This window comes from Sphingomonas zeae, from assembly GCF_014197135.1.
In the GTDB taxonomy this organism is placed as follows: Bacteria; Pseudomonadota; Alphaproteobacteria; order Sphingomonadales; family Sphingomonadaceae; genus Sphingomonas; species Sphingomonas zeae.
This window is the reverse complement of the sequence record NZ_JACIFA010000001.1, coordinates 169,350-193,099: the sequence shown is the minus strand read 5'-3', so window position 1 is coordinate 193,099 and position 23,750 is coordinate 169,350. Positions and strand designations below refer to the sequence as shown.

The 23,750-nt window shown below is 67.2% G+C and carries 26 protein-coding genes and 1 tRNA gene; 18 read left to right on the top strand and 9 right to left on the bottom strand.

The genetic code is table 11. The features are described from left to right. The first annotated feature begins 149 nt into the window (after positions 1-149). The 10 genes from hisG (at position 150) to GGR45_RS00850 (ending at position 8,129) form a co-directional block, all read left to right on the top strand. On the top strand, positions 150-812 hold the full coding sequence (gene hisG, locus GGR45_RS00895; RefSeq protein ID WP_175314136.1) for an ATP phosphoribosyltransferase: 663 nt from the start codon (positions 150-152) through the stop codon (positions 810-812). Next, positions 809-2,104 carry a histidinol dehydrogenase gene (hisD, locus tag GGR45_RS00890; protein ID WP_175313456.1) on the top strand — a complete coding sequence of 432 codons (1,296 nt, stop codon included), beginning with the start codon at positions 809-811 and terminating at the stop codon, positions 2,102-2,104. Before hisG ends, hisD begins: the two co-directional genes overlap by 4 nt. Positions 2,105-2,421: 317 nt before the next feature. Further along, on the top strand, positions 2,422-2,877 hold the full coding sequence (nusB, locus tag GGR45_RS00885) for a transcription antitermination factor NusB (protein WP_175313454.1): 456 nt from the start codon (positions 2,422-2,424) through the stop codon (positions 2,875-2,877). Positions 2,878-2,905: 28 nt separating this feature from the next. Beyond that, positions 2,906-3,811, top strand: coding sequence for a thiamine-phosphate kinase (thiL, locus tag GGR45_RS00880; RefSeq protein ID WP_175313452.1), 906 nt, complete (start codon positions 2,906-2,908; stop codon positions 3,809-3,811). Positions 3,812-3,893: 82 nt separating this feature from the next. Next, positions 3,894-5,858 carry an alpha/beta hydrolase family protein gene (locus tag GGR45_RS00875; protein WP_246357973.1) on the top strand — a complete coding sequence of 655 codons (1,965 nt, stop codon included), beginning with the start codon at positions 3,894-3,896 and terminating at the stop codon, positions 5,856-5,858. 254 nt (positions 5,859-6,112) lie between these two features. Further along, a complete protein-coding gene (infA, locus tag GGR45_RS00870) occupies positions 6,113-6,331 on the top strand; it encodes a translation initiation factor IF-1 (protein ID WP_007403889.1) in 219 nt (72 codons plus the stop codon). Between the two features lie 14 nt (positions 6,332-6,345). Then, positions 6,346-6,915 (top strand): Maf family protein, encoded by a 570-nt coding sequence (locus GGR45_RS00865; RefSeq protein WP_175314134.1) that lies wholly within the window; start codon positions 6,346-6,348, stop codon positions 6,913-6,915. Further along, positions 6,908-7,858, top strand: coding sequence for a ribonuclease (locus GGR45_RS00860; protein ID WP_175313450.1), 951 nt, complete (start codon positions 6,908-6,910; stop codon positions 7,856-7,858). Before GGR45_RS00865 ends, GGR45_RS00860 begins: the two co-directional genes overlap by 8 nt. Then, the gene (locus GGR45_RS00855; RefSeq protein WP_175313448.1) at positions 7,855-8,022 is read left to right on the top strand and encodes a DNA gyrase inhibitor YacG; all 168 of its coding nucleotides are present in this window, start codon (positions 7,855-7,857) and stop codon (positions 8,020-8,022) included. The genes GGR45_RS00860 and GGR45_RS00855 overlap by 4 nt, the downstream gene beginning before the upstream one ends. A 31-nt stretch (positions 8,023-8,053) precedes the next feature. Beyond that, positions 8,054-8,129, top strand: a tRNA-Phe gene (locus tag GGR45_RS00850). Positions 8,130-8,327: 198 nt separating this feature from the next. Here GGR45_RS00850 and GGR45_RS00845 read toward each other — a convergent pair. The 4 genes from GGR45_RS00845 to GGR45_RS00830 are packed head-to-tail and all read right to left on the bottom strand — an operon-like array spanning position 8,328 to position 10,659. Then, positions 8,328-9,227 carry a pirin family protein gene (locus tag GGR45_RS00845; RefSeq protein ID WP_175313446.1) on the bottom strand — a complete coding sequence of 300 codons (900 nt, stop codon included), beginning with the start codon at positions 9,225-9,227 and terminating at the stop codon, positions 8,328-8,330. Then, positions 9,220-9,681, bottom strand: coding sequence for an NUDIX hydrolase (locus GGR45_RS00840; protein ID WP_175313444.1), 462 nt, complete (start codon positions 9,679-9,681; stop codon positions 9,220-9,222). Before GGR45_RS00840 ends, GGR45_RS00845 begins: the two co-directional genes overlap by 8 nt. Further along, positions 9,678-10,370: a glutathione S-transferase gene (locus GGR45_RS00835; protein ID WP_175313442.1), complete on the bottom strand. Its 693-nt coding sequence runs from the start codon at positions 10,368-10,370 to the stop codon at positions 9,678-9,680. Before GGR45_RS00835 ends, GGR45_RS00840 begins: the two co-directional genes overlap by 4 nt. A gap of 4 nt (positions 10,371-10,374) precedes the next feature. Then, positions 10,375-10,659: a BolA family protein gene (locus GGR45_RS00830; RefSeq protein WP_175313441.1), complete on the bottom strand. Its 285-nt coding sequence runs from the start codon at positions 10,657-10,659 to the stop codon at positions 10,375-10,377. Positions 10,660-10,699: 40 nt separating this feature from the next. On the opposite strand from GGR45_RS00830, the gene GGR45_RS00825 reads away from it, so the two are divergent. After that, positions 10,700-11,314: a J domain-containing protein gene (locus tag GGR45_RS00825; protein ID WP_175313439.1), complete on the top strand. Its 615-nt coding sequence runs from the start codon at positions 10,700-10,702 to the stop codon at positions 11,312-11,314. 128 nt (positions 11,315-11,442) lie between these two features. On the opposite strand, the gene GGR45_RS00820 is transcribed toward GGR45_RS00825, so the two are convergent. Next, a complete protein-coding gene (locus GGR45_RS00820) occupies positions 11,443-12,207 on the bottom strand; it encodes a VOC family protein (protein ID WP_175313437.1) in 765 nt (254 codons plus the stop codon). A 189-nt stretch (positions 12,208-12,396) separates the two neighbouring features. Between GGR45_RS00820 and cobS the strand changes: the two genes are divergently transcribed. From cobS to GGR45_RS00800, 4 genes are all read left to right on the top strand, one after another. Then, the gene (gene cobS, locus GGR45_RS00815) at positions 12,397-13,401 is read left to right on the top strand and encodes a cobaltochelatase subunit CobS (protein ID WP_175313435.1); all 1,005 of its coding nucleotides are present in this window, start codon (positions 12,397-12,399) and stop codon (positions 13,399-13,401) included. Between the two features lie 6 nt (positions 13,402-13,407). Then, a complete protein-coding gene (gene cobT / locus GGR45_RS00810) occupies positions 13,408-15,231 on the top strand; it encodes a cobaltochelatase subunit CobT (RefSeq protein WP_175313426.1) in 1,824 nt (607 codons plus the stop codon). Continuing rightward, complete coding sequence (locus GGR45_RS00805; protein WP_175313415.1) at positions 15,228-15,473, top strand: ribbon-helix-helix domain-containing protein; 246 nt, start codon at positions 15,228-15,230, stop codon at positions 15,471-15,473. The genes cobT and GGR45_RS00805 overlap by 4 nt, the downstream gene beginning before the upstream one ends. 225 nt (positions 15,474-15,698) lie before the next feature. Then, a complete protein-coding gene (locus GGR45_RS00800) occupies positions 15,699-16,715 on the top strand; it encodes a PepSY-associated TM helix domain-containing protein (RefSeq protein WP_175313413.1) in 1,017 nt (338 codons plus the stop codon). Here the strand turns inward: GGR45_RS00800 and GGR45_RS00795 are convergent. Then, the gene (locus tag GGR45_RS00795) at positions 16,696-17,052 is read right to left on the bottom strand and encodes a GntR family transcriptional regulator (protein ID WP_175313411.1); all 357 of its coding nucleotides are present in this window, start codon (positions 17,050-17,052) and stop codon (positions 16,696-16,698) included. The two genes, GGR45_RS00800 and GGR45_RS00795, sit on opposite strands and share 20 nt — an antisense overlap. 83 nt (positions 17,053-17,135) lie before the next feature. After that, entirely contained in the window at positions 17,136-17,726 is a 591-nt protein-coding gene (locus GGR45_RS00790) for a nitroreductase family protein (protein WP_175313409.1), read from the bottom strand. 131 nt (positions 17,727-17,857) lie between these two features. Between GGR45_RS00790 and GGR45_RS00785 the strand changes: the two genes are divergently transcribed. After that, complete coding sequence (locus GGR45_RS00785) at positions 17,858-19,444, top strand: peptide MFS transporter (protein ID WP_175313408.1); 1,587 nt, start codon at positions 17,858-17,860, stop codon at positions 19,442-19,444. A 403-nt stretch (positions 19,445-19,847) separates the two neighbouring features. Here the strand turns inward: GGR45_RS00785 and GGR45_RS00780 are convergent, their stop codons facing one another. Together GGR45_RS00780 and GGR45_RS00775 are read right to left on the bottom strand one after the other, a co-directional pair. Continuing rightward, positions 19,848-20,840, bottom strand: a complete 993-nt coding sequence (locus tag GGR45_RS00780; RefSeq protein ID WP_175313405.1) for an aldo/keto reductase — start codon at positions 20,838-20,840, stop codon at positions 19,848-19,850. Continuing rightward, positions 20,837-22,081: a dicarboxylate/amino acid:cation symporter gene (locus GGR45_RS00775; RefSeq protein ID WP_175313403.1), complete on the bottom strand. Its 1,245-nt coding sequence runs from the start codon at positions 22,079-22,081 to the stop codon at positions 20,837-20,839. The genes GGR45_RS00780 and GGR45_RS00775 overlap by 4 nt, the downstream gene beginning before the upstream one ends. A gap of 102 nt (positions 22,082-22,183) precedes the next feature. Here GGR45_RS00775 and glmM point away from each other — a divergent pair, with 102 nt between their 5' ends. After that, a complete protein-coding gene (gene glmM / locus GGR45_RS00770) occupies positions 22,184-23,524 on the top strand; it encodes a phosphoglucosamine mutase (protein WP_175313401.1) in 1,341 nt (446 codons plus the stop codon). Beyond that, complete coding sequence (locus GGR45_RS00765; RefSeq protein WP_175313399.1) at positions 23,524-23,748, top strand: DUF1272 domain-containing protein; 225 nt, start codon at positions 23,524-23,526, stop codon at positions 23,746-23,748. The genes glmM and GGR45_RS00765 overlap by 1 nt, the downstream gene beginning before the upstream one ends. Positions 23,749-23,750: the final 2 nt, after the last annotated feature.

Here is a 23,750-nt window from a genome sequence, read left to right as displayed (position 1 = left end):
CAGGCCGCCAGGCCTGACGGAGGGGGATTTCCACAAGGGACGTCCTTTGCGGCACTCCCCCTCCACCATCCTGCGGATGGTCCCCCTCCCCGATGCGGGGAGGATAAGAATTGCGATCCCGGTTGCGCGCCGGTAAGCCCCCGATCCTCATGGTCCAGCCGCTCATCATCGCCGTCCCCAAGGGACGCATCCTGGCCGAGGCGCTGCCGTTGCTCGCCGCCGCCGGCATCCGGCCCGAAGCCGCCTTCACCGACAAGGACAGCCGCGCGCTGCGCTTCGCCACCGATGTCCCCGGCATTGAGCTGATCCGCGTCCGCGCCTTCGACGTCGCCACCTTCGTCGCGCACGGCGCGGCGCAGCTGGGGATCGTCGGGTCGGACGTGCTGTCCGAATTCGGCTATTCCGAGCTGTACGCGCCGGTCGACCTGAAGATCGGCCATTGCCGCATCTCAGTCGCCGAGCCCGCCGCCATGGCGGAAAGCGACGATCCGCGCGGGTGGAGCCATGTCCGCGTCGCGACCAAATATCCGCATATCACCAGCCGCCACTTCGCCGCGCGCGGCGTGCAGGCCGAGTGCGTCAAGCTGAACGGCGCTATGGAGCTGGCTCCGACCTTGGGCCTGGCGCCGCGCATCGTCGACCTCGTCTCCTCGGGCCGCACGCTCAAGGAAAACGGACTGGTCGAAGTGGAGGTGATCGAGGAGGTCACCTCGCGCCTCGTCGTCAACCGCGCCGCGATGAAGACGCGCGCGCAGGTCGTGCCGCTGGTCGAGGCGTTCCGCCGCGCCGTGGCCGAAAGGGAAGCCGCATGATCCGCCTCGACACGCAAGACGCGGGTTTCGCCGCCGCCTTCGGCGAACTGGTCGATGCGCGGCGCGAGAGCGATGCCGATGTCGCACGCGACGTGCAGGTGATCCTGCGCGCGGTCCGCGACGATGGCGAGGCGGCGGTGGCGGCCTTCACCAAGCAGTTCGACGGGCATGACCTGAGCGAAACCGGCTGGCGGATCGAACCGGCCGACTGCCGCGCCGCATACGAAGCGCTGGAGCCTGAACTGCGTGCCGCGCTCGACCTCGCCGCCGCGCGCATCCGCGCCTATCACGAAAAGCAAAAACCCACCGACAGCGACTATTTCGATGGGCAGGGGGTCCGGCTGGGCGCGCGCTGGACGGCGGTGGATGCGGCCGGGATCTACGTGCCCGGCGGGCGCGCGGCCTATCCCTCCTCGCTGTTAATGAATGCGATTCCGGCCAAGGTGGCGGGCGTCGAGCGGCTGGTGATGGTCACGCCGACTCCCAAGGGCGAGATCAACCATCTGGTCCTCGCTGCCGCGCATCTGGCGGGCGTGGACGAGGTGTGGCGGGTCGGCGGCGCGCAAGCGATCGGCGCGCTGGCGTACGGCGCAGGGAGAATTCAGCGGGTCGATGTCGTCACCGGCCCCGGCAATGCCTGGGTCGCGGAGGCCAAGCGCCAGGTCTATGGCATGGTCGGCATCGACATGGTCGCCGGCCCCTCCGAGATCGTGGTGGTCGCCGACGGCCGGAACGACCCCGACTGGATCGCCGCCGACCTGCTGAGCCAGGCCGAGCATGACACCGTCACCCAGTCGATCCTGTTCACCGACGACGCCGACTTTGCCGAACGGGTCGCCGAAGCGGTCGATCGCCAGATCCCCGAACTCGCCACCGCCAGCGTCGCGCGCACCGCATGGGACGCGAACGGCGCGATCATCGTGGTCGATTCGCTGGAGGCGGCGATGCCGCTGGTCGACCGGCTGGCGCCCGAACATCTCGAACTCGCGGTCGATGATCCGCAGGGTCTGTTCGATCGCGTGCGCCATGCGGGTTCTGTGTTTCTAGGCCGCCACACGCCCGAGGCGATCGGCGATTATGTCGCGGGGCCGAACCACGTCCTGCCGACAGGACGCCGCGCGCGCTTCGCGAGCGGGCTGTCGGTACTCGACTTCATGAAGCGGACGAGCTTTCTGGGACTGACCGAAACCGCGCTCAACGAACTCGGCCCCGCGACAGTGGCGCTGGCCCATGCCGAGGGGCTGCCCGCGCATGCCAAGTCGGTGGCGCTGCGGTTGCGACTCAACCGGTGATTCGTTTGCTTCCGTGGCCAGCGGATGGATAAAAAACCTCGTAATATACCATCCCGGCGGAGGCCGGGATCCAGTTTGGCAGAGGCCAGTAAGTCACGCCATCAGCGCGCAACTGGACCCCGGCCTGCGCCGGGGTGGGGCCTATTGGACGGCCTGGGTTCGGCCCTTGGCCTTCGATTTCGCTCAGACTGAACGGAGTGAAGGAGTATCGGCCCCATTACCCAACAGCCTTTCAGCCTGAGCGAAGTCGAAGGCCACGCCCCACCCCTCTCCCAAAATACGTGACGAATTGACGACAGCCCGGTAAAGGCCCGCCAATGACTCGTCCCAACGCCCGTACCCAGGCGCGCGCCGCCGCGCGCCTTGCCGCCGTCCAGGCGCTTTATCAGCATGACATGGAACAGACCCCGCTGGCGGCGCTGCTCCACGAATTCCACAATCACCGCATCGGCGCGACCATCGAGGATGTCGAATATGCCGAGGCCGATATCGATTTCTTCGACGATATCGTAAAGGGCGTGCAGGCGCGGCTGGGCGAGATCGACGTGATGATCGAGGACAAGCTGGCCAAGGGCTGGACGTTGAACCGGCTCGACAAGCCGATGAAGGCGATCCTGCGCGCCGGGACCTATGAGCTGATCGCGCGCCATGACGTGCCGGTCGGCGCGGTCATCAGCGAATATGTCGATGTCGCCCACGCCTTTTACGAGAAGCGCGAATCGGGCTTCGTCAACGGCCTGCTCGACGCGATCGCCAAGGTCGCGCGGACCTGACGCCCCAACCGCCCCCCGACATCAACCGATGACCGAGGCGGAGTTCATCGCCGCGTTGCGCCGGATGCCGCTGCATCCCGGCGCGCGGCACTTGGTCGACGACAGCGCGGTGATCGATGCCGGACCGCTGGTCGTCACCACCGACACGCTGGCCGAAGGCGTGCATTTCCTGCCCGACGACCCGCCCGGCGATGTCGCGTGGAAGCTGGTCGCCACCAACCTGTCCGACCTCGCCGCCAAGGGCGCGCTGGTCGAGGGGGTGTTGCTCAACTACCCACTGGGCGATTCGGCTTGGGACCGTGCCTTTCTTGACGGGCTGGCGGCGGTGCTCACCCGCTTCGGGGCTCGCCTCATTGGGGGCGACACCGTGTCGAAGCGCGGCCCCCGCACGCTGACCCTGACCGCCTTTGGCCGCGACGCCGCCGCGCCGTCGCGTGACGGGGCGAAGGCGGGCGATGGCCTGTGGGTCACGGGCAGGATCGGTGATGCGGGACTCGGCCTGCGTATCGCAAGGGAGGGTCACGGCCCCCTCGTCCTGCGCGACGCCTATCGGCGCCCCATGCCCCGACTGGTCGAGGGGCGCATGCTGGGGCCAGTGGTCCATGCGATGATGGACGTATCCGACGGCTTGCTGATCGACGCTGCTCGCATGGCACGGGCAAGCGCGCTGGCGGTGGAGATCACGCTCGATACCATCCCGCTTTCGGTCGAGGCGCAGGCGTTCGGAGGCACGGACCACGCCGCCCGGCTGGCCGCCGCGACTGCCGGGGACGATTACGAACTGCTCTTCGCGCTGCCCCCCGACACGAAGCCGCCGGTCGCCGCAACGCGGGTCGGCACCTTCTCCCCCGGTGAGGGTCTGACACTGACCGATGGGGGTCAGCCAGTCGCGCTGCCGTCGCGCTGGGGTTATGAACACCAGTCCGAAGGCTGAATCCCCTTTCCTCCTGCTCCCGCGCTGCTAATCTGCATCAGTCGGCCACTGGGGAGTGTCGCCGACGGGGGGGAGTGAAGACATGGGTGGGGCAAGAATGCTGGGCGCATCGTTGGCGGCGCTTGGCCTGATGACGTTGACAGGCATGACCCAGGAGGCGGCCAAGACGCCCCCCACTCCGGCACCCGCCGCCGCAAAAGTCGGCCCCCAGCCGGTCGAGGCCTTTGCCGCGCTACCCGAGTTCGAGCGCCCCGCCCTGTCGCCCGACGGCACCCGGATCGCGGGCAAGCGGGCGCTGAACGGCAAGCAATATCTGATGGTCGCGCCGCTCCTGAAGGATCACGGCAAGCCAGCACTGGCCGCGCTGAGCGACAAGGTCGACGTCAACTGGTGGCGCTGGGTCAATGACGAATGGCTGATCGTCGGGCTGGGCAGCCAGGACACGATCCAGGGCGAGGATTATTACGTCACCCGGCTGATCGGCATCCGCGCCGACATGCAGAAGATGGTGAAGATCGACTGGGACAATTCGGGCTTCCGCGCCGACGAGGTGCTGTGGACCGCGCAGGACGGCACCCCGCGCATCCTGTTCGCCAAACAGACCGGCATCTATTCGATGGCCGATGTCTATCCGTCCGTCTTCGAGGCGGATGTCTCGACCGGGCGGGTCAAGCGGATCGCCAACGGCCAGACCGATGTGTGGGACTGGTATGCCGATGGCCAGGGCCAGCTGCGCATGGGGGTGCGCTACAGCGACGAGACCCGCAAGCAGAGCATCCTCTATCGCCAGTCCAACGCCGAATCCTTCCGCACCATCGCGCGCGCCGATGGCCGCAAAGCCGAGTCGGTGCTGATCCCCAGCGTCTTTCGCGCCGATGGCACCGCGCTTGCGATCGACGACAGCGACGGATATGACGCGTTGTACGAAGTTTCGCTGCCCGACCTGAAGCTGGGCCGCAAGCTCAGCACCGTCACCGGCTATGACATTGACGGTATCATCCGGAATCCGGCGGGTAACGACATCTCGGCGATCCGCTATACCGACCAATCTTATCACGACGCCTGGACCGACCCGCACATCAAGGAAATACAGGAAGCGCTCGACAAGTCGGTCGCCCCGCGCCGGGCCGAGATCGTGTCGTGGAACACCGCGCGCACCCGCTTCCTGGTGACGGTCGGCAGCCCGTCCTCGGCGGGCGCGCTTTATTACTGGGATACGGACTATGGGAACATGCAGTTCCTGTCCTGGACCAATCCCCAGTTGAAGGGGCAGCGGCTGTCGCCGGTGCGTACGGTGCGCTACCCCGCGCGCGACGGCACCGTGATCGAGGCGGTCCTGACCCTGCCGCGTGGACATGGGACCAAGAACCTGCCGCTGATCGTCATGCCGCATGGCGGCCCCTTCGCGCGCGATGCCGAGAGCTGGGACTGGTGGAGCCAATATCTGGCCGAGCTGGGCTATGTGGTGATCCAGCCCAATTATCGCGGCTCCTCCGGGTACGGCACCGCCTTTGCCAAGAAGGGCGAGGGCGAATGGGGCCTGAAGATGCAGGACGATCTGGACGATGCAGTCGCCTGGGCGGCCAAGGAAGGCATTGCCGACCCCAAGCGCGCCTGCATGGTCGGTGCCTCCTATGGCGGCTATGCTGCGATGCGCGCGGCCCAGCGCAACAGCGCGCTGTATCGCTGCGCGGTGTCCTATGCGGGCGTGTCGGATCTTGCCGCAATGAAGCGGTACGACTCGCAGTTCCTGTTCGGCAAGACGCGCTCCGACTGGTTGAAGAAGCAGGCGCCCGACTATCGCGCCGTCTCGCCGCGCTTTGGCGCGGCCGACATGGCGATCCCGCTGCTGATCGTCCATGGCAAGGCGGACAAGCGCGTGCCGGTAAACCAGTCCCGGATGATGGTCGCCGCGCTGAAGGCCGCGGGCAAGTCGGTGAATTACATCGAACAGCCGCTCGCCGACCACCATTTCACCCGCGCCGAGGACCGGCTGGAATTCCTGAAGGCGATGGCGGCGTTCCTGGCGCAGCATAATCCGGCGTAAAGGTCCTCCCCGGCACGGGGAGGGGGACCAGCCGCAGGCTGGTGGAGGGGGGGTTCCACGAAGCGAGTCCTTTGCGGCACTCCCCCTCCACCACCGCTTCGCGGCGGTCCCCCTCCCCGTGCCGGGGAGGATTGCAAAACCCCATCCCGACCCCATATCCGTAGGTCATTCGGCGCGCCTTTCCTTTTGGCGGCTTTGCGGCTATGGCGGCGCCTCTTCGACATACCCTATAACACGACGAACCGAGGTATTTTTTGGCCAAGGAAGAACTGCTCGAGATGCGCGGCCGCGTGGTGGAACTCCTCCCCAACGCGATGTTCCGCGTCCAGCTCGAGAATGATCACGAGATCCTGGGGCACACGGCGGGCAAGATGCGCAAGAACCGCATCCGCGTGCTGGTCGGCGACGAAGTGCTCGTCGAGCTGACGCCGTACGACCTGACCAAGGGCCGGATCACCTACCGCTTCAAGTGAGCGACCGGCCCAACATGCCGCTCGTCCTTGCATCCTCCTCCCCGCGCCGCCGCGATCTGCTGGCGCGGCTCGGAGTCGTGCCCGGCCGCGTGGCCTCGCCCGATATCGACGAAACGCCGCGCTCCGCGGAACTGCCGCGTGTGTACGCACTGCGGCTGGCGGTCGAAAAGGCGCAAGCTGTGGACCGTGCAGAGGGTGAGATCGTCGTCGCAGGCGACACCACCATCGCGCTCGGTCGCCGCATCCTGCCCCCCGCCGAGACCGAGGACGTCCAGCGCAAGCTGCTGCGCCTGATGTCCGGGCGGCGGCACCATGCGCTGTCGGCGGTGTGCGTCATCGACGCGACCGGCAAGGTCCGCACCCGGCTGGCCGACACGATCGTCGCGTTCAAGCCGCTCTCCGATGACGAGATCGACGCCTATATCGCGTGCGGCGAAGGGCTGGGCAAAGCCGGGGGCTATGCCATCCAAGGCCGCGCCGAGGCGTTCGTGCGCTTCCTGCAAGGCAGCCATTCGGGCGTCGTCGGCCTGCCCCTGTTCGAGACCCGCGCCCTGCTGAAAGCGGCCGGGCTGCCGCTTGTCTGAATGGCTCTATGAGGCCGGGATCGGCGAGGCGCGGGCCGCGCTGGTCGAGGACGGCCGCATCGTCCAGGCCGCCATCGAGCTGACCGATACGCTGACCGTGGGAACGGTGGCGGAGGGGCGGTTGATCGAGTTGCTTCCCGGTCGGCAGGGCCGGGTGACGTTGGCGCGAGGTGGCGACGTGCTACTGGCGCCGGTCCCCAAGGGGATGACGCAAGGTTCGGCGCTGACGGTCATCGTCACGCGCGAGGCGATTCCCGAACGCGGTCGCTCCAAGCTGCCCAAGGCGCAGGTCGCCCCCGAAGGCACCACCCCGGCCCCCGGTCCCGATCTGCGCGCGCGAATCGCCGCCACGGGCATTCCCGTCCGGGAGTTGCTGCCGCATCAGCCCGACGATCTGGAAGCGGCGGGCTGGTCCGAATTGCTTAATGAAGCGGTAACAGGCGAGATCGGTTTCGGCGCGGGCGTGCTGCGCATGACGCCTACCCCGGCGATGACGCTGTTCGACGTCGACGGATCGCCCCCGCACGAGCCGCTGTCGATCGCCGCCGCCCGCGCGGTCGCGGAAGCGATCCTGCGCCACGGCATCGGCGGGTCGATCGGCATCGACTTCCCCACGCTGGAGGGCAAAGGCCCGCGCCAGGCGGTGGCGGAGGCGCTGGACGCCACCCTTCCCCTCCCCTTCGAGCGGACGGCGGTCAACGGCTTCGGCTTTCTCCAGATCGTGCGCCCACGGCCGCGAGCGTCGATTCCCGAACGGCTGGGGATCGACCCGGCGGGCGCCCGCGCCCGCGCCTTGCTGCGCCAATGGGAGCGTGAGCCCCCCGGTGCCGCGCCCATCTACCGCGTCTCCGCGTCTGTCCATGATCGCCTGATGGCGAACCCCGACTGGCGCGAGGCGCTCAGCCGCCGCACCGGCCGCCCCCTGCAACTGGAACGCTCATGACCACCTGCCCGATCTGCGACAAACCCAGCGCCGCCGACCATGCCCCTTTCTGTTCGCGCGGGTGCAAGGATCGCGACCTTCTGCAATGGCTGGGCGACGGTTATCGCTTGCCCGTCAAAGAAAGTGACGAAGAAGGGCTGGACACCGGCGAAAACCACCCCTAAAGGCACGCCTCCAATCGCAATCGCGGTGTGGGCCCAAGTAGCTCAGTTGGTAGAGCATGCGACTGAAAATCGCAGTGTCGGTGGTTCGATCCCGCCCTTGGGCACCATTTTCCTACATTGATGGTGTTTTAGCGGTTCGCTGTTTGGCGGCCGTTTTTGCGTGGCTGACGTCTGTCCGTGGCCTTCGACTTTGCTCAGGCTGAACGGATCGTTGGATAAGCCGCCCCTACTCACTCCCTCCCGCAGGCGGGAGGGGCTGGGGGAGGGCAAGGGGTCTCACCGAGACCCAAGCTCAGGCATTCCTCTCACGGATAACTCACCGTCTTCGGAATCTCCGGAATCTCGATCCGCTCCAGATCATCCCCCGGCACCGCCGGAAACTCGCGCGCCTTCCAGGCTCGCTTGGCTTCCTCGATCCGCTCGCGGCGTGAGGACACGAAATTCCACCAGACATGGCGCGGCGTGGTGAACGCATCGCCGCCGCACAGCATCACCCGGCCACCGTCCTTCGAGCGCAGGGTCGCGGCAATTCCCGGCTTCAGGATGTAGAGACGCTGCGGCTCCAGCTTCATCCCCTCCAGGCTCGCCTCGCCCAGCGCGCAATAGACGGCGCGCTCCTCGGCGGAAGGATCGATGGGGATGCTCCCGCCCGGCTCCAGCGCGATGTCGGCATAGATGGTGCCTGCATAGGTGGTCGTCGGCGCGCGCTGGCCCCAAAGCTCGCCCATGATGACCCGCGCGGTGGCGCCCTGCCCCTGGATTTCCGGCAGGGCATCAGCGGGAATATGCTCGAAGGCCGGGTCGATTTCCTCCACCGCCTCGGGCATCGCCAGCCAGGTCTGAATGCCCGACAGCCTCGGCCCCTGCGGCCGCGTGTCTTCGGGCGAGCGCTCGGAATGGACGATGCCATGGCCCGCCGTCATCAGATTCACCGCCCCCGGCTCGATGACCAGATCGCTGCCCAGCGAATCGCGGTGTCCGATCGCGCCGTCGAACAGATAGGTGACGGTCGACAGGTTGATATGCGGATGCGGCCGCACGTCGATCCCCGAACCGGGCAGCAGCTGCGCCGGCCCCATCTGGTCGAAGAAGATGAAGGGGCCGACCATCGTCCGCTCCTTGTTGGGTAGCGTCCGGTGGACCTTGAACCCGCCCAGGTCATGGCTGGAGGGTTGCAGGGTGCGCAGCAGGAAATCGTCAAACATGGCTTTGCTCCGTGGGGGTCGGCTCCGTGGCGTCGAGCAGCGCGATCAGGTCGGTCGGGAAATAGGGTTCGGTATGCGCGGCCAGTTCCTCGCGGGCAAACCAGCGCCAACCCTGCATGACACGCTGTTCGAGGACGGTGTGGCCCGCGGCCGTGACCTCATGCGCATCGATGTCGACCCGGAAATAGCGCTCGTCAGCCTCGACCTCGACACCTTCGATGGTGCGGAACTCCACCTGCCGCCGTGCGACCTGCGGTCCGCAGTCGCAGTCGAGCCCGGTTTCCTCCCGCAATTCACGGCGTGCCGCGTCCTCATAACTCTCGCCCGGGTCGACCGCGCCGCCGGGCGTGCACCAGAAGGGTGGGCGGTCATCCGGCGTGAAGCGGAACATCAACGTCCGCCCGGCCGCATCGACCAGCAGGATGCGCGCGGCGGGACGGGGCAAGCGGGTCATTCGGCGTCGAGCTCCGGGTAATGGCGAAAAATTCCGTCCTCGTTGAACGCCTGTCGCCGATCGCTGTCCAGATAGGCCGCAATCCCGGGCAGCGTCTTTACGCGGTCGTGCAGACCGAAGAGCGCGGGATAGTCGCCCGCGACCGCCGCCATGCGCTTCGGAAACATGTAGCGAAGCCCCGCGACGAGTTGGAACAGCGAGGTATCGACGGGCGACCAGCGCCCGCCCCCCATCCAGTCGCGGCTCCCCAAGGCCTGCTCGAAATAATCGAGGAATTTGGGGATACGCTCCTTACGGAACTGCGCGGCGGCGCGGGCCGCTTCGGCTTTCTGCTCGTGATAATAGGCCATCATCGCGACCGGGTGATGGACGTTATGCACCTCGGCCACCATGTCGCTGATCGTAAGCTGTAATTGGTTCAGCCAGACACGGTCGGCCTCCGGGGCAAGATCATGCCGCTCGGTCAGCCAATGGAGGATATTGGCGACCTGCGCGATCGCCTGTCCTTCGGCGCGCAAATAAGGCGGCGCGAAGGGCTGGCGCTCGCCCTTTCCCATATCGGCGAGCAGCGCCTCGGCGCCCGCTTCCACGCCCCGGTCGCGATAGGGCAGACCTGCGGCCTCCAGCGTCAGCCGGACGAACTCGCCGCGTCCCGGCAGGCCGGGCCAGTACCACAGGTCATAGGGCATTTGCTTACTCTCCGGGCGCTTTCGCGCTGATCGCCAGCGCATGGATACGCTCCGACAACAGATCGGCCAGCGCGTGGTTCACCCGGCGCTGACGGGCCACGCGCGATTCTCCGGCGAACAGGGGCGATTCGACGATGACGCGGAAATGGCTTTCGCCGGTGCCGTCATCGCCCAGATGGCCGCGATGCATCGCGCTTTCGTTGATGACCTCCAGATGGGTGGGGGCCAAAGCATCCGTCAGGCGGGCGGTGATCTGATCGGAAATGGGGGCGGTGGTGATATCGGTCATGGCCCCTATATAGACCGTTTTTCGGGACAAGCGGATAGCAGTGGCGCGTCGGTCGAGCAGCGATACCCCAAAGGACAAACCCGGCGCGCGCTTTCATGGGCGGGTCGAAAATAGCGACCGTGCGTGCGATCACGCCGGTTGCGCGGAGGCGGGCGAGTTCCGTGCGCCTCCCGCCGAAGGTGCGCGCAGTGGCGACGGGCCGGGCCAGTTTCGCTGGTTCTGCCTGGAGCATGTGCGCGCTTTCAACAGCCGCTACAATTTCTTCGACGGCATGAGCGCGGACGAGATTCACCGGGCGCAGCGTCCCTATGCAGGCTGGGAGCGCGAGACGCGGGCCTTTGCGCAAGGGGGAACCGATCCGGGGCCGCGCTGGGCCGATTTCTCCGATCCGCTCGATGCCATCGCCGCCCGCTATCGCCGTGAAGCCGCGCCCGAACGCTCGGACGGAAAGCCGCTATCGGGGCAGGATCGCGAAAGCCTGAAGATCTTGGGGCTCGAGGCGAATGCTGATCGGAGCGCGCTGCGGCGGCGCTATAGCGAGCTGGTGCGGCGCTATCATCCCGACCGCAATGGCGGGGACCGCAGCCAGGAGGCACGGCTGCAAAAGGTGATCGCGGCGTACCAGCAGCTCCGACAGGCGCCCGCGTTTGCCTGATCCTCCCCGGCACGGGGAGGTGGCGGCGCGAAGCGCTGACGGAGGGGGGCTTCCACAGAGGACGTCCTATGCGGCCAGCCCCCTCCACCACCGCTACGCGGCGGTCCCCCTCCCCGTTCCGGGGAGGATTATTTGCGTGGCCCGACCAGCCCGAATCGTGCGCCCTGCGGATCACGCGCCGACAGCGAATACTCCCCGCCGGGAATTTCCATCGGCTCCATCTCGATCCGACCACCGGCGTCCCGCACCCGTGCAGCCGCCGCGTCGATGTCGTCCACCGCGAAGTAAAAATGCCAGCCTGGCTCACCGCCGGGCGGCACGCCCATCAGCGCGCCCAGCATCACTGGTCCATCAGCCAGGAAACGATATTCGCCCAGCTCCCCCATCGGCATTCCGCCCTGATGGCTCCAGCCGAAATGCCGGGCGAAAAAGTCCAGCGCCCGGTCGGGATCGCTGGCGATCCGTTCGTTCCACACGACATGGCCGGTGGCCGGGCTAGTGCCGTGTTCGACGAACGCGCGCGACGGTTGCGGGTCCTGCGGCGCCATGATGTAGAAGGGCGCGCCCAGCGGATCGGTGACCAGCGCCATCCGCCCCACCCCGTCCATCGTCCAGGCGGGAATCAGCACCTTTCCGCCATCCTCGACGATGGCGCCCAGCGATTCGTCGACATCGACCACCGGCAGGTATCCGAACCAGACAGGCCCGCCCGGCGAGCCTTCGGGCCGCTGCATCAGGCCGCCGATCGCCTCGCCCTCGGATGTCGCGAAGATGCGATAGTCGATTCCCGTGATGCCGCTGTCGCCGATCTGCCACCCGATGACGCGGGCGTAGAAATCCTGTGCCGCCCCAATGTCGTCGGCCAGCAATTCGTACCAGATGAAATTCGCCATGATCGCCCCACCCACTACTTTGCCCGACGGACAAGCCGTTCGCTCTTCGCCTCGACTCGATTCGACACGCGAAGGATGACCGCGAAGCCATCGACCTGCAATCGCCACAAGACAGACTTCATGCGATCAGCGCCATTGAGTAGGGAGCCGCGCTTGGCTTAAGGCGTTGAGCGACGAGACGAGGGCCTGATGACCGATATCCCGAATACGCTTCCCGACAGCCGCGATACGACGATTCTCGATGCACCCGACAAGATGGTGTCGGTGCGCGACCTGTTCGGCATCGATACCGATATGGAGGTTCCGGCCTTTTCGGTGTCGGACGAGCGCGTTCCCGATCTCGATCCCGCCTATGTGTTCGATCCCGACACGACGCTGGCGATCCTGGCCGGTTTCGCGCACAACCGCCGTGTGATGGTGCAGGGCTATCACGGCACCGGCAAGTCGAGCCATATCGAACAGGTCGCCGCGCGCCTCAACTGGCCGTGCATCCGCATCAACCTGGACGCGCATATCAGCCGGATCGACCTGATCGGCCGCGACGCGATCGTGCTCAAGGACGGGCAGCAGGTTACCGAGTTCCGCGAGGGCCTGCTCCCCTGGGCGCTGCAGACGCCGACCGCGCTCGTCTTCGACGAATATGATGCGGGCCGCCCCGATGTGATGTTCGTGATCCAGCGCGTGCTGGAAACCGAAGGCAAGCTGACCCTGCTCGACCAGAACCGGGTGATCCGCCCCAACAAGTGGTTCCGCCTGTTTGCGACCGCCAACACGGTGGGTCTGGGCGATACCAGCGGGCTGTATCATGGCACGCAGCAGATCAACCAGGGCCAGATGGACCGCTGGAACATCGTGGTCACGCTCAATTATCTGCCCGCCGCGACCGAGGCGCAGATCGTGCTCGCCAAATCCGGCGAATATGACAAGCCCGACGGCAAGCAGCTGGTCGAGAACATGGTCCGCGTCGCCGACATGACCCGCAAGGGCTTCGTCAACGGCGACATCTCGACCGTGATGAGCCCGCGCACCGTCATCACCTGGGCGCAGAACACGCTGATCTTCGGCGATCCGGGCTTCGCCTTCCGCCTGTCGTTCCTCAACAAGTGCGACGAGAATGAGCGCGCGCTGGTGGCGGAATATTATCAGCGCGTCTTCGGCAAGGACCTGCCCGAAAGCGTCGTCGGCCGGGCCTGATCTCCGTTGGCGAACGAAACCCCTCTCGACCGGTTCAAGGCGGTCCTCGGCGGCACGGCGCGTGCACTCGCGCAGGAGCCGGAGGTGGAGCTCGCCTTCACCGCCGACGCGCCGACCCAATCGGGCAAGCATATCCGCGTACCCATGCCCGGCCGCGCGCTGCCGCCCGAGCAGGTGGCGGAGGCGCGCGGGTTCGCCGATGCCTTTGCACTCCGGCTGAAGCTGCACGACACCGCGCTCCACGCCAAGGCTGCGCCGGTCGAAGCGGTGGCGCGCGCGGTCTATGACGCGGTCGAGACGGCGCGGGTCGAGGCGCTGGGCGCGCGGGGCTATGCCGGGATCGGCGACAATCTGGCCCATGCGCTCGACGTGCGGTTGCGCTCCGATCCGATGACGCGGGCGCGCAATCGGGACGAGGTGCCGCTGTCGACCGCCTTGGGACTGCTGCTGCGCGAGCGGATGACCGGGCGTCCCTCGCCTGCCGAAACCGCACCGGCGCTGGCGCTGGTCCGCGACTGGCTGGAGGGGGCGACCGATCTCGACGCGCTGGCGGGCGCGATGGACGACCAGAAGGCGTTCCAGTCGCTGACCGCCAAGATGCTCGCCGACCTCGAACTCGCCGAGCCGCCCGCCGAGCCCGAGCAGGCCGATGAAGGCGGCAATGAGGAAGAGGGCGAGGACGAGCAGCAGCAAGACGAGAGCGACGAGGATAACGACGAACAGGGCCAGGGCGAAGGCGAGGTCGAGGCGCGCGCGGAAAAGCGCGATTCCGACAGCGAGGACGGCGAGTCGCAGGAGCAGAGCCAGGATTCGCTCGACGATCTCGACGGCGAACCCGGCGAGGATGGCGACGAGGGCAGCCAGCCGACCCGCCCCAATCGCCCGCTCAACGATCTGGCGTCGCAGTTCGATTACAAGCCCTGGACCACCCAATATGACGAGGTGATCGCCGCCGGAGAGCTGTGCGACGCGGACGAACTGGCGCGGCTTCGCGGCTATCTCGACCAGCAGCTGGCGCATCTGCAATCGGCGGTGTCGAAGCTGGCCAACCGACTGCAACGCCGGTTGATGGCGCAACAGTCGCGATCCTGGGACTTCGATCAGGAAGAGGGCATCCTCGACGCGGCGCGGCTCGCCCGTGTGGTCGTCAATCCCGGCCAGTCGCTGTCCTACAAGATCGAGCGGGATACCGATTTCCGCGATACCGTCGTCACCCTGCTGATCGACAATTCGGGCTCGATGCGGGGACGGCCGATCGGTATCGCCGCCATCTCCGCCGACATTCTCGCACGCACGCTGGAGCGGTGCGGGGTGAAGACCGAGATTCTGGGCTTCACCACCCGCGCGTGGAAGGGGGGGCAGAGCCGTGAGACGTGGCTGGCCGCCGGGCGTCCGCCGCAGCCGGGGCGGCTGAACGACATTCGCCACATCGTCTACAAACAGGCCGACGAGCCGTGGCGGCGTGCGCGCAACAATCTGGGCCTGATGATGCGCGAAGGGCTGCTCAAGGAGAATATCGACGGCGAGGCGCTGATGTGGGCGCACAGCCGGTTGATCGCGCGGCCCGAGGAGCGGCGCATCCTGATGGTCATTTCCGACGGCGCGCCGGTCGACGACTCCACCCTGTCGGTCAATTCGGGCAGCTATCTGGAACGGCACCTGCGCCAGGTCATCGGCTGGATCGAGAGCAAGAGCCCGGTCGAGCTGATCGCGATCGGCATCGGCCATGACGTGACCCGCTATTATGCGCGCGCGGTGACGATCATGGACGCCGAACAGCTGGGCGGTACGATCATCGAGCAGCTGGCCGCCCTGTTCGACACCGAATGAGCCGGATCGCGGCCCCGGCACACGGGTTCGTTGGCCCGGTGAAGCGGTCGATCACCATCGCCGGGCACCAGACCTCGATCAGCCTGGAGCCCGTGTTCTGGACCGCGTTGGAAGAGGCGGCGGTGGCGCATCGCCTGCCGCTGTCGGCGCTGGTGGCGGAGATCGACGCGCTGCGGATCGTGGCGGACGACCCGCCGAACCTGGCGAGCGCGATCCGGTCCTGGTTGTTCCTCAGGCGGTGATGGGGTTCGCGCGAAGGCGCGGAGGTGGGAATGCCGCAAGGCCGGTCCCCTATCTCTTAAACCTTCTCTCTGCGTCCTCCGCGCCTCCGCGCGAACAAAAACCCTCCTCGCTTCCCACCCCTCCGTTCAGCCCGAACGGAGGGGCGGGGATGGAACAGCATGGCTCTCCCTGATTGACGCCGCCCCTCGGCTATAGCAGGGCGCGCCGTCTGTTTCGGGGTTTGTGTGGCCGGAATTACCGTTCGCGATACGGGAGTACGGGTCCATCGCTGGCTGGGGCTGGTGGTGGGGCTGATTGCGATCGCCTTGGCCGTATCCGGCGCGATCCTCGCCAGCGCGCCGCTCCTCGAGCGGATCGCCGACCCCGCCCGCTTCCGGGTGAGCGGCGAGCAGCGATTGGTCGCCTCCCGCTATGTCGACATCGCCTATCGCCGCCTGCGCCCCGGTGAGCGGATCGCCGCACTTACGCTGGCGCAGGGATCGTCGCCGGTCGTCGTGACGCTCGACCGACGTAGCGACCGCGCGCAGCGGCTGTTGTTTCTCGACCCGCCGACCGGTCGGGTGCTGGCGAGCGCATGGCGGGACGGCGGCGTCATCGGCGCGGCGCGGCGGGTGCATGACGGGCTGTTCCTGTCGGGCCTCGGCCGGTGGATCATCGGCTTGGGCGGCGTAGGGCTGATGCTCGCCAGTCTCACCGGCCCCTGGGCGCAAGCCCGCCGCGAGCGATCGACGAAACCCGCCAAACGCGCGCGGCAAGAATCACGGTGGACGATCATGCACCGCCGCGTCGGAATATGGTCAGCAATCCCGGTTCTGGCGATGACCGCGACCGGCCTGTGGCTGCTACCCTCCCCGGCTGCGACAACCGCCCCCGCCGCGCCGCCGGTCAACCGCCCCGCCCTGCCCGTCGACCGGGTTGTCGCCAGCGCGAGCCGCTGGACGCACGGCACGCTGCGCTCGATCGCCTGGCCGACCGAGCGCTCGCCAGACTGGACAGTGTATTTCGAGGGCGGCGAACCGAGCGTCATCAAGGTCGCCGACGACAGCGCCCAGGCGCTGGCCGCGCCCGCTCATGCGGTGCCGGCGATGCTGTCCGGGATCCGTCAAATCCATACCGGACAGGCCATGCCCTGGATCTGGCGGCCGCTCGCCGCGCTGACGGGCCTGGTGGCCGCCTGGGTCGCCGTGACCGGGCTGGCCGCTTGGGCGACCCGGCCGAAGGTCAGACGCGCTCGGCGTTGAGCAGGTCCGCAGCGTCGAGGCCCAGCAGCTCGATATGGTCGCGGATGCGAGGCCATTGCACCGCCAGGAAGCTCTGCCGCTCTGCCGCGCGCAGGCGATCGACCGCGCCGGGCATCACGAACATGCCGACCCCGCGCCGCACTTCGACATAGCCGTCGTCCTGAAAGCTCTGATAGGCCTTGGCGACGGTCAGCGGGTTGGCCCCCTGTTCGGCGGCGAGCGCGCGCACCGACGGAAGCTGGTCGCCGGTACGATAGGTACCGTTAAGAATGCCAGCCGCGATCGTGCCGCGCAGGCGGATATAGACCGGGCTGTCGTCGCTGCTAAGAGCTGTCATGCCGAGTTAATACAGCATGGGAGAAAGAATGTCGAGCGGGAAGGATGAGAACGTTTGCACATCCGTCCCGCCCCAAGCCCGGTTTACCCGTTCCAGATCGAAACGATTCGCGCCATGTCGGGACGTGGACGCTCATCGAGCGGGCGCCCCGGCGTTCCGATGAACACGAAGCCCACGATCCGCTCGGGCGCGGCGCCGAACGCATCGCGCACTGCGTCGGAAAAGGCGGGCCAGCCGGTCAGCCAGCCCCCGGCATAGCCCATGGCGTGCGCCGCATGGAGCAGGTTCATGCACGCCGCGCCGGCCGACAATTCCTGTTCCCATAGCGGAATATGGCTGTCGGTACGGGGGGAGGACAGGACGACGACCAGATCGGGGGCCTGATGTCCGAACTGCTCCAGCGCGGCGATCTCGGTCGCACCCGCCTGTGGCCGTTCGGCGCGGTAGGCGGAAGTGATGACCTCAGCGAGCTTGGCGCGGGCTTCGCTGGGCACGATGACGAAGCGCCAGGGGGCCAGCTTGCCATGGTCCGGGGTACGCGCCGCGATCGTCAGCATCTGCATCAATTCTTCCGGCCGCGGCCCCGGCGCGATCAGGTCGCGCGGCTTGCCCGAACGGCGGGTCGCCAGCAGCGTGAGGGGCGTCGAGCGGTCGTTGAAAGCGATGTCGGTCATGGCTTCGATCCTTACGTCGTCGCGCATGATATTTACAGTCGCGGCTTTGGCGTTAGGTTACTGAACCATTACGCCCCTGCGTGCGCCCTCCGGGTTGCGCCGGGGGCGATCCCGATGGAGTGAACGCCGGCATGGCGACTGCGTATGAGGCCGCCGCGCGCGGCAAGACGGTTTTGGGGCATCCCCGAGGCCTGTTCCTGTTGTTCTTCACCGAGATGTGGGAGCGTTTTTCCTATTACGGAATGCGCGCCATCCTGGTCTTCTACCTGACCAAGCATTTCCTGTTCACCGATGAACCGGCCTTCGGCATCTACGCCGCCTATACCTCGCTGGTCTATGTCACGCCGGTGATCGGCGGCTATCTGGCCGATCGCTATCTGGGGGCCAGACGCGCGGTGCTGGTCGGCGGGTTATTCATCGCCTTCGGCCATATCCTGATCGCCGTCATGGAGGGACCGAAGGGCGCGACCGGGGCCTATCTGGAGGGCTTCTATCTCGCGCTCGCCGCGATCGTCATCGGCACGGGCTTTCTGAAAGCCAATATCTCGGTGCTGGTGGGACAGCTTTATGCGCGCGACGACATGCGACGCGATCCCGCCTTCTCCATCTTCTACATGGGTATCAACACCGGCGGCGCGCTGGGTCCGATCGTGTGTGGCGTGCTGGGCGAGACGGTGGGTTGGGCTTATGGTTTCGGCGCGGCAGGTGTCGGCATGGTGCTGGGCCTGATCGCCTTCATCGCGCTGAAGCGCGAACTGCACGGCGCGGGCGAAGCGCCCTCGCTGCCGGTGCTGCGCGCGCCGGTCGTCGCAGGCCTCTCGCGCGAATGGCTGATCTATCTGGGCGCGATTCTGGCGACGCTGGGCGTGTGGCAGTTGATCCAGCATCAGGATGCGGTCGGCACGCTGCTGGTCGTGTTCGCCGCCGCCACCGTCCTCTTCATCCTGTGGCGCGCGGTGTTCCAGCTGCCCAAGGTCGACCGCGACCGCATCTTCGCCGCGCTGTTCCTGATCGCTTTGTGCCCGCTTTTCTGGGCGCTGTTCGAGCAGGCGGGGTCGTCGCTGAACCTCTATACCGACCGCTCGGTCGACCGGACGCTGCTGGGCTGGACCATTCCGGCCTCCGCCTTCCAGTCGGTCAACTCGATCTTCATCATCCTGCTCGCCCCCCTCTTCGCCGCTTTGTGGACGATCCTGGGCAAGCGCGGGTGGGAGCCGAGCGCGCCGTTCAAGTTCGGCATCGGCCTGGTCGGCGTGGGCGCGGGCTTCATGGTGCTCGTCGCGGGCGCGGCGGCCTATGCGGGGATGCCGACGCCGGTGATCTTCGTGATCCTGGTCTATCTGATCCACACCATGGCCGAGCTGTGCTTCTCGCCCGTCGGTCTGGCGGCGATGACGCGGCTGTCGCTGCCCAACATGACCGGGTTGATGATGGGCACCTGGTTCCTGGCGACGGCGGCAGGCAACTTCATCGCTGGCCTCATCGCGCAGGCGACCGGCGGCGAGGGCGCGGGGCCGGACAAGGTGCTCGACGTCTATAGCCGGATCGGCTGGTTCTCGATGGGGATCGGCGTGGTCGTGCTGGTGGTGTCGCCCTTCATTGCCAAGCTAATGCACCTCGACCTCCTCAAGACCGAGGGCGCGCTGGCTGGGGACAAGGAACTGGCCGAACCGGCAGCGGCGGGTGTGGATACGCGGCTGGAGCAGAAGCCGCATTGATGGGCCGGGGCGGTTGGGTCGCGTGCCTGACCGCCCCTTTCTCCTACCCCAACCGCCGTTCAGGCTGAGCGAAGTCGAAGCCCACGCCCAGCCCTATCCGCGTGACTTTGCACGGATTGGATTCGATCACGCGAAGCCGCGAAGACGCGAAGATTTTTGTTCGCGCGGAGGCGCGGAGGCGCAGAGAGGTTCGGATTCGCTTCGGCGCACTCGCGCAGTTCAGCGTTCCGCTTTGCCGCACCGTGGCCGTGTTAGACCAGCCTGGCGGCTGGATACGCCCCTTCGCGTCTCCGCGCCAAACACCTCACTTCCGTTCGCTCTGAGCGAAATCGAAGTGCACGGGAAAGTCCGGAGCGTAGGCTTCGACTTCGCTCAGCCGGAACGGAGGTTGAGGACAGGCGGCTCAGAGCCGCGTCATCGCCATCGCCCTCTCGCCATAGCGCGGCCCCGCCGTAGCACCACGCGGAGAGGCTGCGTCCAGCGTCGCCAGTTCGTCCGGCGACAGCGTCAATTCCGCCGCCTTCATCGAATCCTCCAGCGTTACGCGACGCTTGGAGCCGGGGATCGGCACGATGTCGTCGCCTTGCGCTAGCAACCACGCCAGCGCCACCTGCGCCGCACTGGCGTCATGCGCGGCGGCGATGGACTTCACCACCTCTACTACCTTCATGTTGCGGTCGAAATTCTCCTCCGAATAGCGCGGGTCGTTGCGGCGATAATCGCCCTCGGGCAAATCCTCGCGCCGGGTGATCTGCCCGGTCAGGAAGCCGCGTCCCAAGGGGCTATACGGCACGAAGCCGATGCCCAGCTCGCGCACGACCGGCAGGATGTCGGCTTCGACATCGCGTTCCCATAGCGAATATTCGGACTGGACCGCCGCGATCGGGTGAACAGCGGCGGCACGGCGGATCGTCTCGGCGCTCGCCTCGGAAAGACCCAGGCGACGCACCTTGCCCTGCTCGACCAGGCGGCCCATCGCGCCGACCGTCTCCTCGATGGGGACGTTGGGGTCGACGCGGTGCTGGTAGAACAGGTCGATCGTCTCGACGCCCAGCCGCCGGAGCGAGCCTTCGCACGCGCGCTGGACGTTGGCGGGGGTGGAATCCACCCCGGTCATGCCGTTCTCGTCATAGCGGAAGCCGAACTTGGTCGCGATCACCACCGCGTCGCGCTTGCCGCGAATGGCGCGGCCGACCAGTTCCTCATTGACCAGCGGGCCATAGATTTCGGCGGTGTCGAACAGGGTCACGCCCAGCTCGATCGCGCGGTGGATGGTGGCGATGCTCTCCGCCTCGTCGGCCTCGCCGTACATATTCTTGCCGACACCGGCCATCGGCATACAGCCCAGGCCCAGTGCGGAAACCTCGAATTCGGGGCCTAGCGTGCGATATTTCATGGGGTGTCCTCGTCGATCGTGCCGCTCAATCGGGAAACGGTTGCGGTGGCGGCAAGGTCCATGCTGACATTGCCCAGCGTGCGGAAGATGTCGGGGATGGTCTCGACCGCGATCAGCAGCCCCAAGGGCGCAGCGGGCACCCCCAGCGCGACGCAGACCGGCGCGATCGAGGCGAAGAAGGTGATCTGCGACGGCAGGCTGGCGGAGCCCAGCGAACACAGGATCGCGACCACCACGGCGGCGGCGATCGACGCCATGCCGGGCACGATCCCGAACCAGTCGGCAATGTAGAGCGCGACCGCGACGTTCATCGCAGGCTGGGTGGCCCGGAACATCGCGACCGCCATCGGCAGGACCAGCCCGGCGGTCGCGGGGGCGATGCGCAATGTCTTCGTCCCCTCGATCATCGCGGGCAGGCTGGCAAGCGAGCTTTGCGTCGAAATGGCGACCGCCTGCGCCGGGGCCAGTGCGCGGGCAAAGCGCGGCAACGGCACCCGCGCGGCCAGCCCGGCGACGCCGTACGCCATCAGCATCACCAGGACTCCGACGCTGGCGATGATCGTGATGTAATGCGCCAGCGCCCCGAACGCCCCGCCCCCCGCCGTCGCGCCGACGACAAAGGCGAGCGCAAAGACGCCCAGCGGGGCCAGCCACAACACCCATCCGATCAGGACCAGCATCGCGTCGCGGATCGCGGTGAAGAAACGCAGCAACAGCCCCCGCCCCTCGCCCTCGATCCGGGTGATCGCAAAGGCGAAAGCCAGCGTGAACAGGATCAGCGACAGCAGCGCATTGTTGGTCGCCGCCGCAAAGATATTGGTCGGCACGATGCCGGTGACGAACTCGGCGATCGGCGGCGGCGGCGCGACCGGCTCGGCATGGCCCAGCGCCGCCTTGAGCGCCGCGGCGGCCTCGCGCGGGATGGGCAGCAGGTGCAGCAGCCCCGGCGTGACCAGCGCCGCCATGGTCGCGGTCAGCGTGACGAGCGCCAGGAAGGTCATAATCGCCCGGCCCGCGATCCGCCCCGCCTGCGCCGCCTGCGCGGTCGAGGCGACGCCGGTGATCAGCAGCGTGACGACCAGCGGAATGACCGTCATCTGCAACCCGTTGAGCCACAAGGTCCCGACCGGCCGCGCGGCGAAGACCGCGCCTGCCGTCGCCCAGGGGATCAGGGCGGCCGCCCCCACACCGATCAGCAGACCGGCGGCCAGGCAAAGAAGGATCAGGGTGGCGCGCGACATGGGGCTTTTCTCGCGTGTTTTGAGCTTTGGGAAAGGTCGCGCTAAAGGATGCACGCAACCCGATTGTTCCACATCCTCTTAATCCGGCAGGGACCTGGCCGCATGGCAAGAAAATATTTCGGCACCGATGGCATTCGCGGCGCGACCAACGGCGCGGTCATGACGGCCGAGATGGCGATGAAGGTCGGCATGGCCGCGGGCGCCTATTTCCAGCGCGGCGACCACCGCCACCGCGTCGTCATCGGCAAGGACACGCGGCTGTCGGGCTATATGCTCGAATCGGCGCTGGTCGCGGGCTTCACCAGCGTGGGCATGGACGTGGTGATGTTGGGGCCGCTGCCGACCCCGGCGGTCGCGATGCTGACCCACTCGATGCGCGCGGACATCGGCGTGATGATTTCGGCCAGCCACAATCCCTTTGCCGACAACGGCATCAAGCTGTTCGGCCCCGATGGCTATAAGCTGTCCGACGAGGCCGAGGAATCGATCGAGGCGTTGATCGAACAGCAGGTGCCGCTGGTCCCCTCGGGCAAGATCGGCCGCGCGCGCCGGGTCGATGACGCGGCCGGTCGCTATATCCATTTCGCCAAGTCGACCTTTCCACAGGCGCTGCGCCTGGACGGCCTGCGTGTCGTAATCGACTGCGCGAATGGGGCGGCCTACAAGGTCGCACCCGCCGCCTTGTGGGAACTGGGCGCGGACGTGGTCGCGATCGGCGTCACCCCCAATGGTACCAATATCAATGACGGCGTCGGCTCGACCGCGCCGCAGACGCTGGCCGAGACGGTGGTGGCGAGCGGTGCGGATATCGGCATCGCGCTCGACGGCGATGCCGACCGCCTCATCATCGTCGACGAGACCGGCGCGGTCGTCGACGGCGACCAGCTGATGGCGATGATCGCGACCAGCTATGCCCGCGAGGGACGGCTGGCGGGCGGCGGCCTCGTCGCCACGGTCATGTCCAATCTGGGGCTGGAGCGGCATCTCGCCGCGCAAGGGCTGGGCCTGGTCCGCACCAAGGTCGGCGACCGCCATGTGCTGGAGGCGATGCGCACGCGCGGTTACAATGTCGGCGGCGAGCAGTCGGGGCACATCATCCTGTCCGACTATGCGCGCACCGGCGACGGCCTGGTCGCTGCGCTCCAGGTGCTGGCCGAGCTGAAGCGTGCGGGCGCGCCCGCCAGCGAGGTGCTGCACCGCTTCGACCCGCTGCCCCAGCTGCTCAAGAATGTCCGCTTCGCGGGCGGCAAGCCGCTGGAGCATGAAAAGGTGCAGGGGGTCATCGCCGCCGCCGAGGCCGAGCTGGCCGGGCGCGGCCGCCTGGTCATCCGCCCCTCCGGCACCGAACCGGTCATCCGCGTGATGGCCGAGGGCGAGGACAAACGCCAGGTGGAGACGCTGGTCGACCGCATCTGCGACGTGGTGCGCGAGGTGGCCGCCTGATGCTGGAGATGCGCCCCGATTGCGAGCGCTGCGGCGCGGACCTTCCCCCGAGCCAGGGCGGCGCGTTCATCTGCTCGCTGGAGACAACCTTCTGCGCCGAATGCGCCGACGAACTGGACGAGATCTGCCCCGATTGCGGCGGCGAATTGCTCGACCGGCCGACACGGATGGGTCGCGTGCTGAAGGCCAATCCCGCTTCGACGCAAAGCCGTTTCTGCGGCTGACC

Bases quoted from the DNA above. Each gene is read 5' to 3' on its own strand.
- GGR45_RS00875 (WP_246357973.1), top strand. From the start codon at position 3,894: ATGGGTGGGGCAAGAATGCTGGGCGCATCGTTGGCGGCGCTTGGCCTG.
- cobS (WP_175313435.1), top strand. From the start codon at position 12,397: ATGACCGATATCCCGAATACGCTTCCCGACAGCCGCGATACGACGATT.
- GGR45_RS00775 (WP_175313403.1), bottom strand. From the start codon at position 22,081: ATGTCGCGCGCCACCCTGATCCTTCTTTGCCTGGCCGCCGGTCTGCTG.
- GGR45_RS00855 (WP_175313448.1), top strand. From the start codon at position 7,855: ATGACCACCTGCCCGATCTGCGACAAACCCAGCGCCGCCGACCATGCC.
- nusB (WP_175313454.1), top strand. From the start codon at position 2,422: ATGACTCGTCCCAACGCCCGTACCCAGGCGCGCGCCGCCGCGCGCCTT.
- GGR45_RS00865 (WP_175314134.1), top strand. From the start codon at position 6,346: ATGCCGCTCGTCCTTGCATCCTCCTCCCCGCGCCGCCGCGATCTGCTG.
- thiL (WP_175313452.1), top strand. From the start codon at position 2,906: ATGACCGAGGCGGAGTTCATCGCCGCGTTGCGCCGGATGCCGCTGCAT.
- GGR45_RS00830 (WP_175313441.1), bottom strand. From the start codon at position 10,659: ATGACCGATATCACCACCGCCCCCATTTCCGATCAGATCACCGCCCGC.
- hisD (WP_175313456.1), top strand. From the start codon at position 809: ATGATCCGCCTCGACACGCAAGACGCGGGTTTCGCCGCCGCCTTCGGC.
- GGR45_RS00805 (WP_175313415.1), top strand. From the start codon at position 15,228: ATGAGCCGGATCGCGGCCCCGGCACACGGGTTCGTTGGCCCGGTGAAG.
- GGR45_RS00835 (WP_175313442.1), bottom strand. From the start codon at position 10,370: ATGCCCTATGACCTGTGGTACTGGCCCGGCCTGCCGGGACGCGGCGAG.
- GGR45_RS00780 (WP_175313405.1), bottom strand. From the start codon at position 20,840: ATGAAATATCGCACGCTAGGCCCCGAATTCGAGGTTTCCGCACTGGGC.
- GGR45_RS00820 (WP_175313437.1), bottom strand. From the start codon at position 12,207: ATGGCGAATTTCATCTGGTACGAATTGCTGGCCGACGACATTGGGGCG.
- glmM (WP_175313401.1), top strand. From the start codon at position 22,184: ATGGCAAGAAAATATTTCGGCACCGATGGCATTCGCGGCGCGACCAAC.
- GGR45_RS00845 (WP_175313446.1), bottom strand. From the start codon at position 9,227: ATGTTTGACGATTTCCTGCTGCGCACCCTGCAACCCTCCAGCCATGAC.
- GGR45_RS00840 (WP_175313444.1), bottom strand. From the start codon at position 9,681: ATGACCCGCTTGCCCCGTCCCGCCGCGCGCATCCTGCTGGTCGATGCG.
- hisG (WP_175314136.1), top strand. From the start codon at position 150: ATGGTCCAGCCGCTCATCATCGCCGTCCCCAAGGGACGCATCCTGGCC.
- GGR45_RS00790 (WP_175313409.1), bottom strand. From the start codon at position 17,726: ATGACCGACATCGCTTTCAACGACCGCTCGACGCCCCTCACGCTGCTG.
- GGR45_RS00795 (WP_175313411.1), bottom strand. From the start codon at position 17,052: ATGACAGCTCTTAGCAGCGACGACAGCCCGGTCTATATCCGCCTGCGC.
- GGR45_RS00785 (WP_175313408.1), top strand. From the start codon at position 17,858: ATGGCGACTGCGTATGAGGCCGCCGCGCGCGGCAAGACGGTTTTGGGG.
- GGR45_RS00765 (WP_175313399.1), top strand. From the start codon at position 23,524: ATGCTGGAGATGCGCCCCGATTGCGAGCGCTGCGGCGCGGACCTTCCC.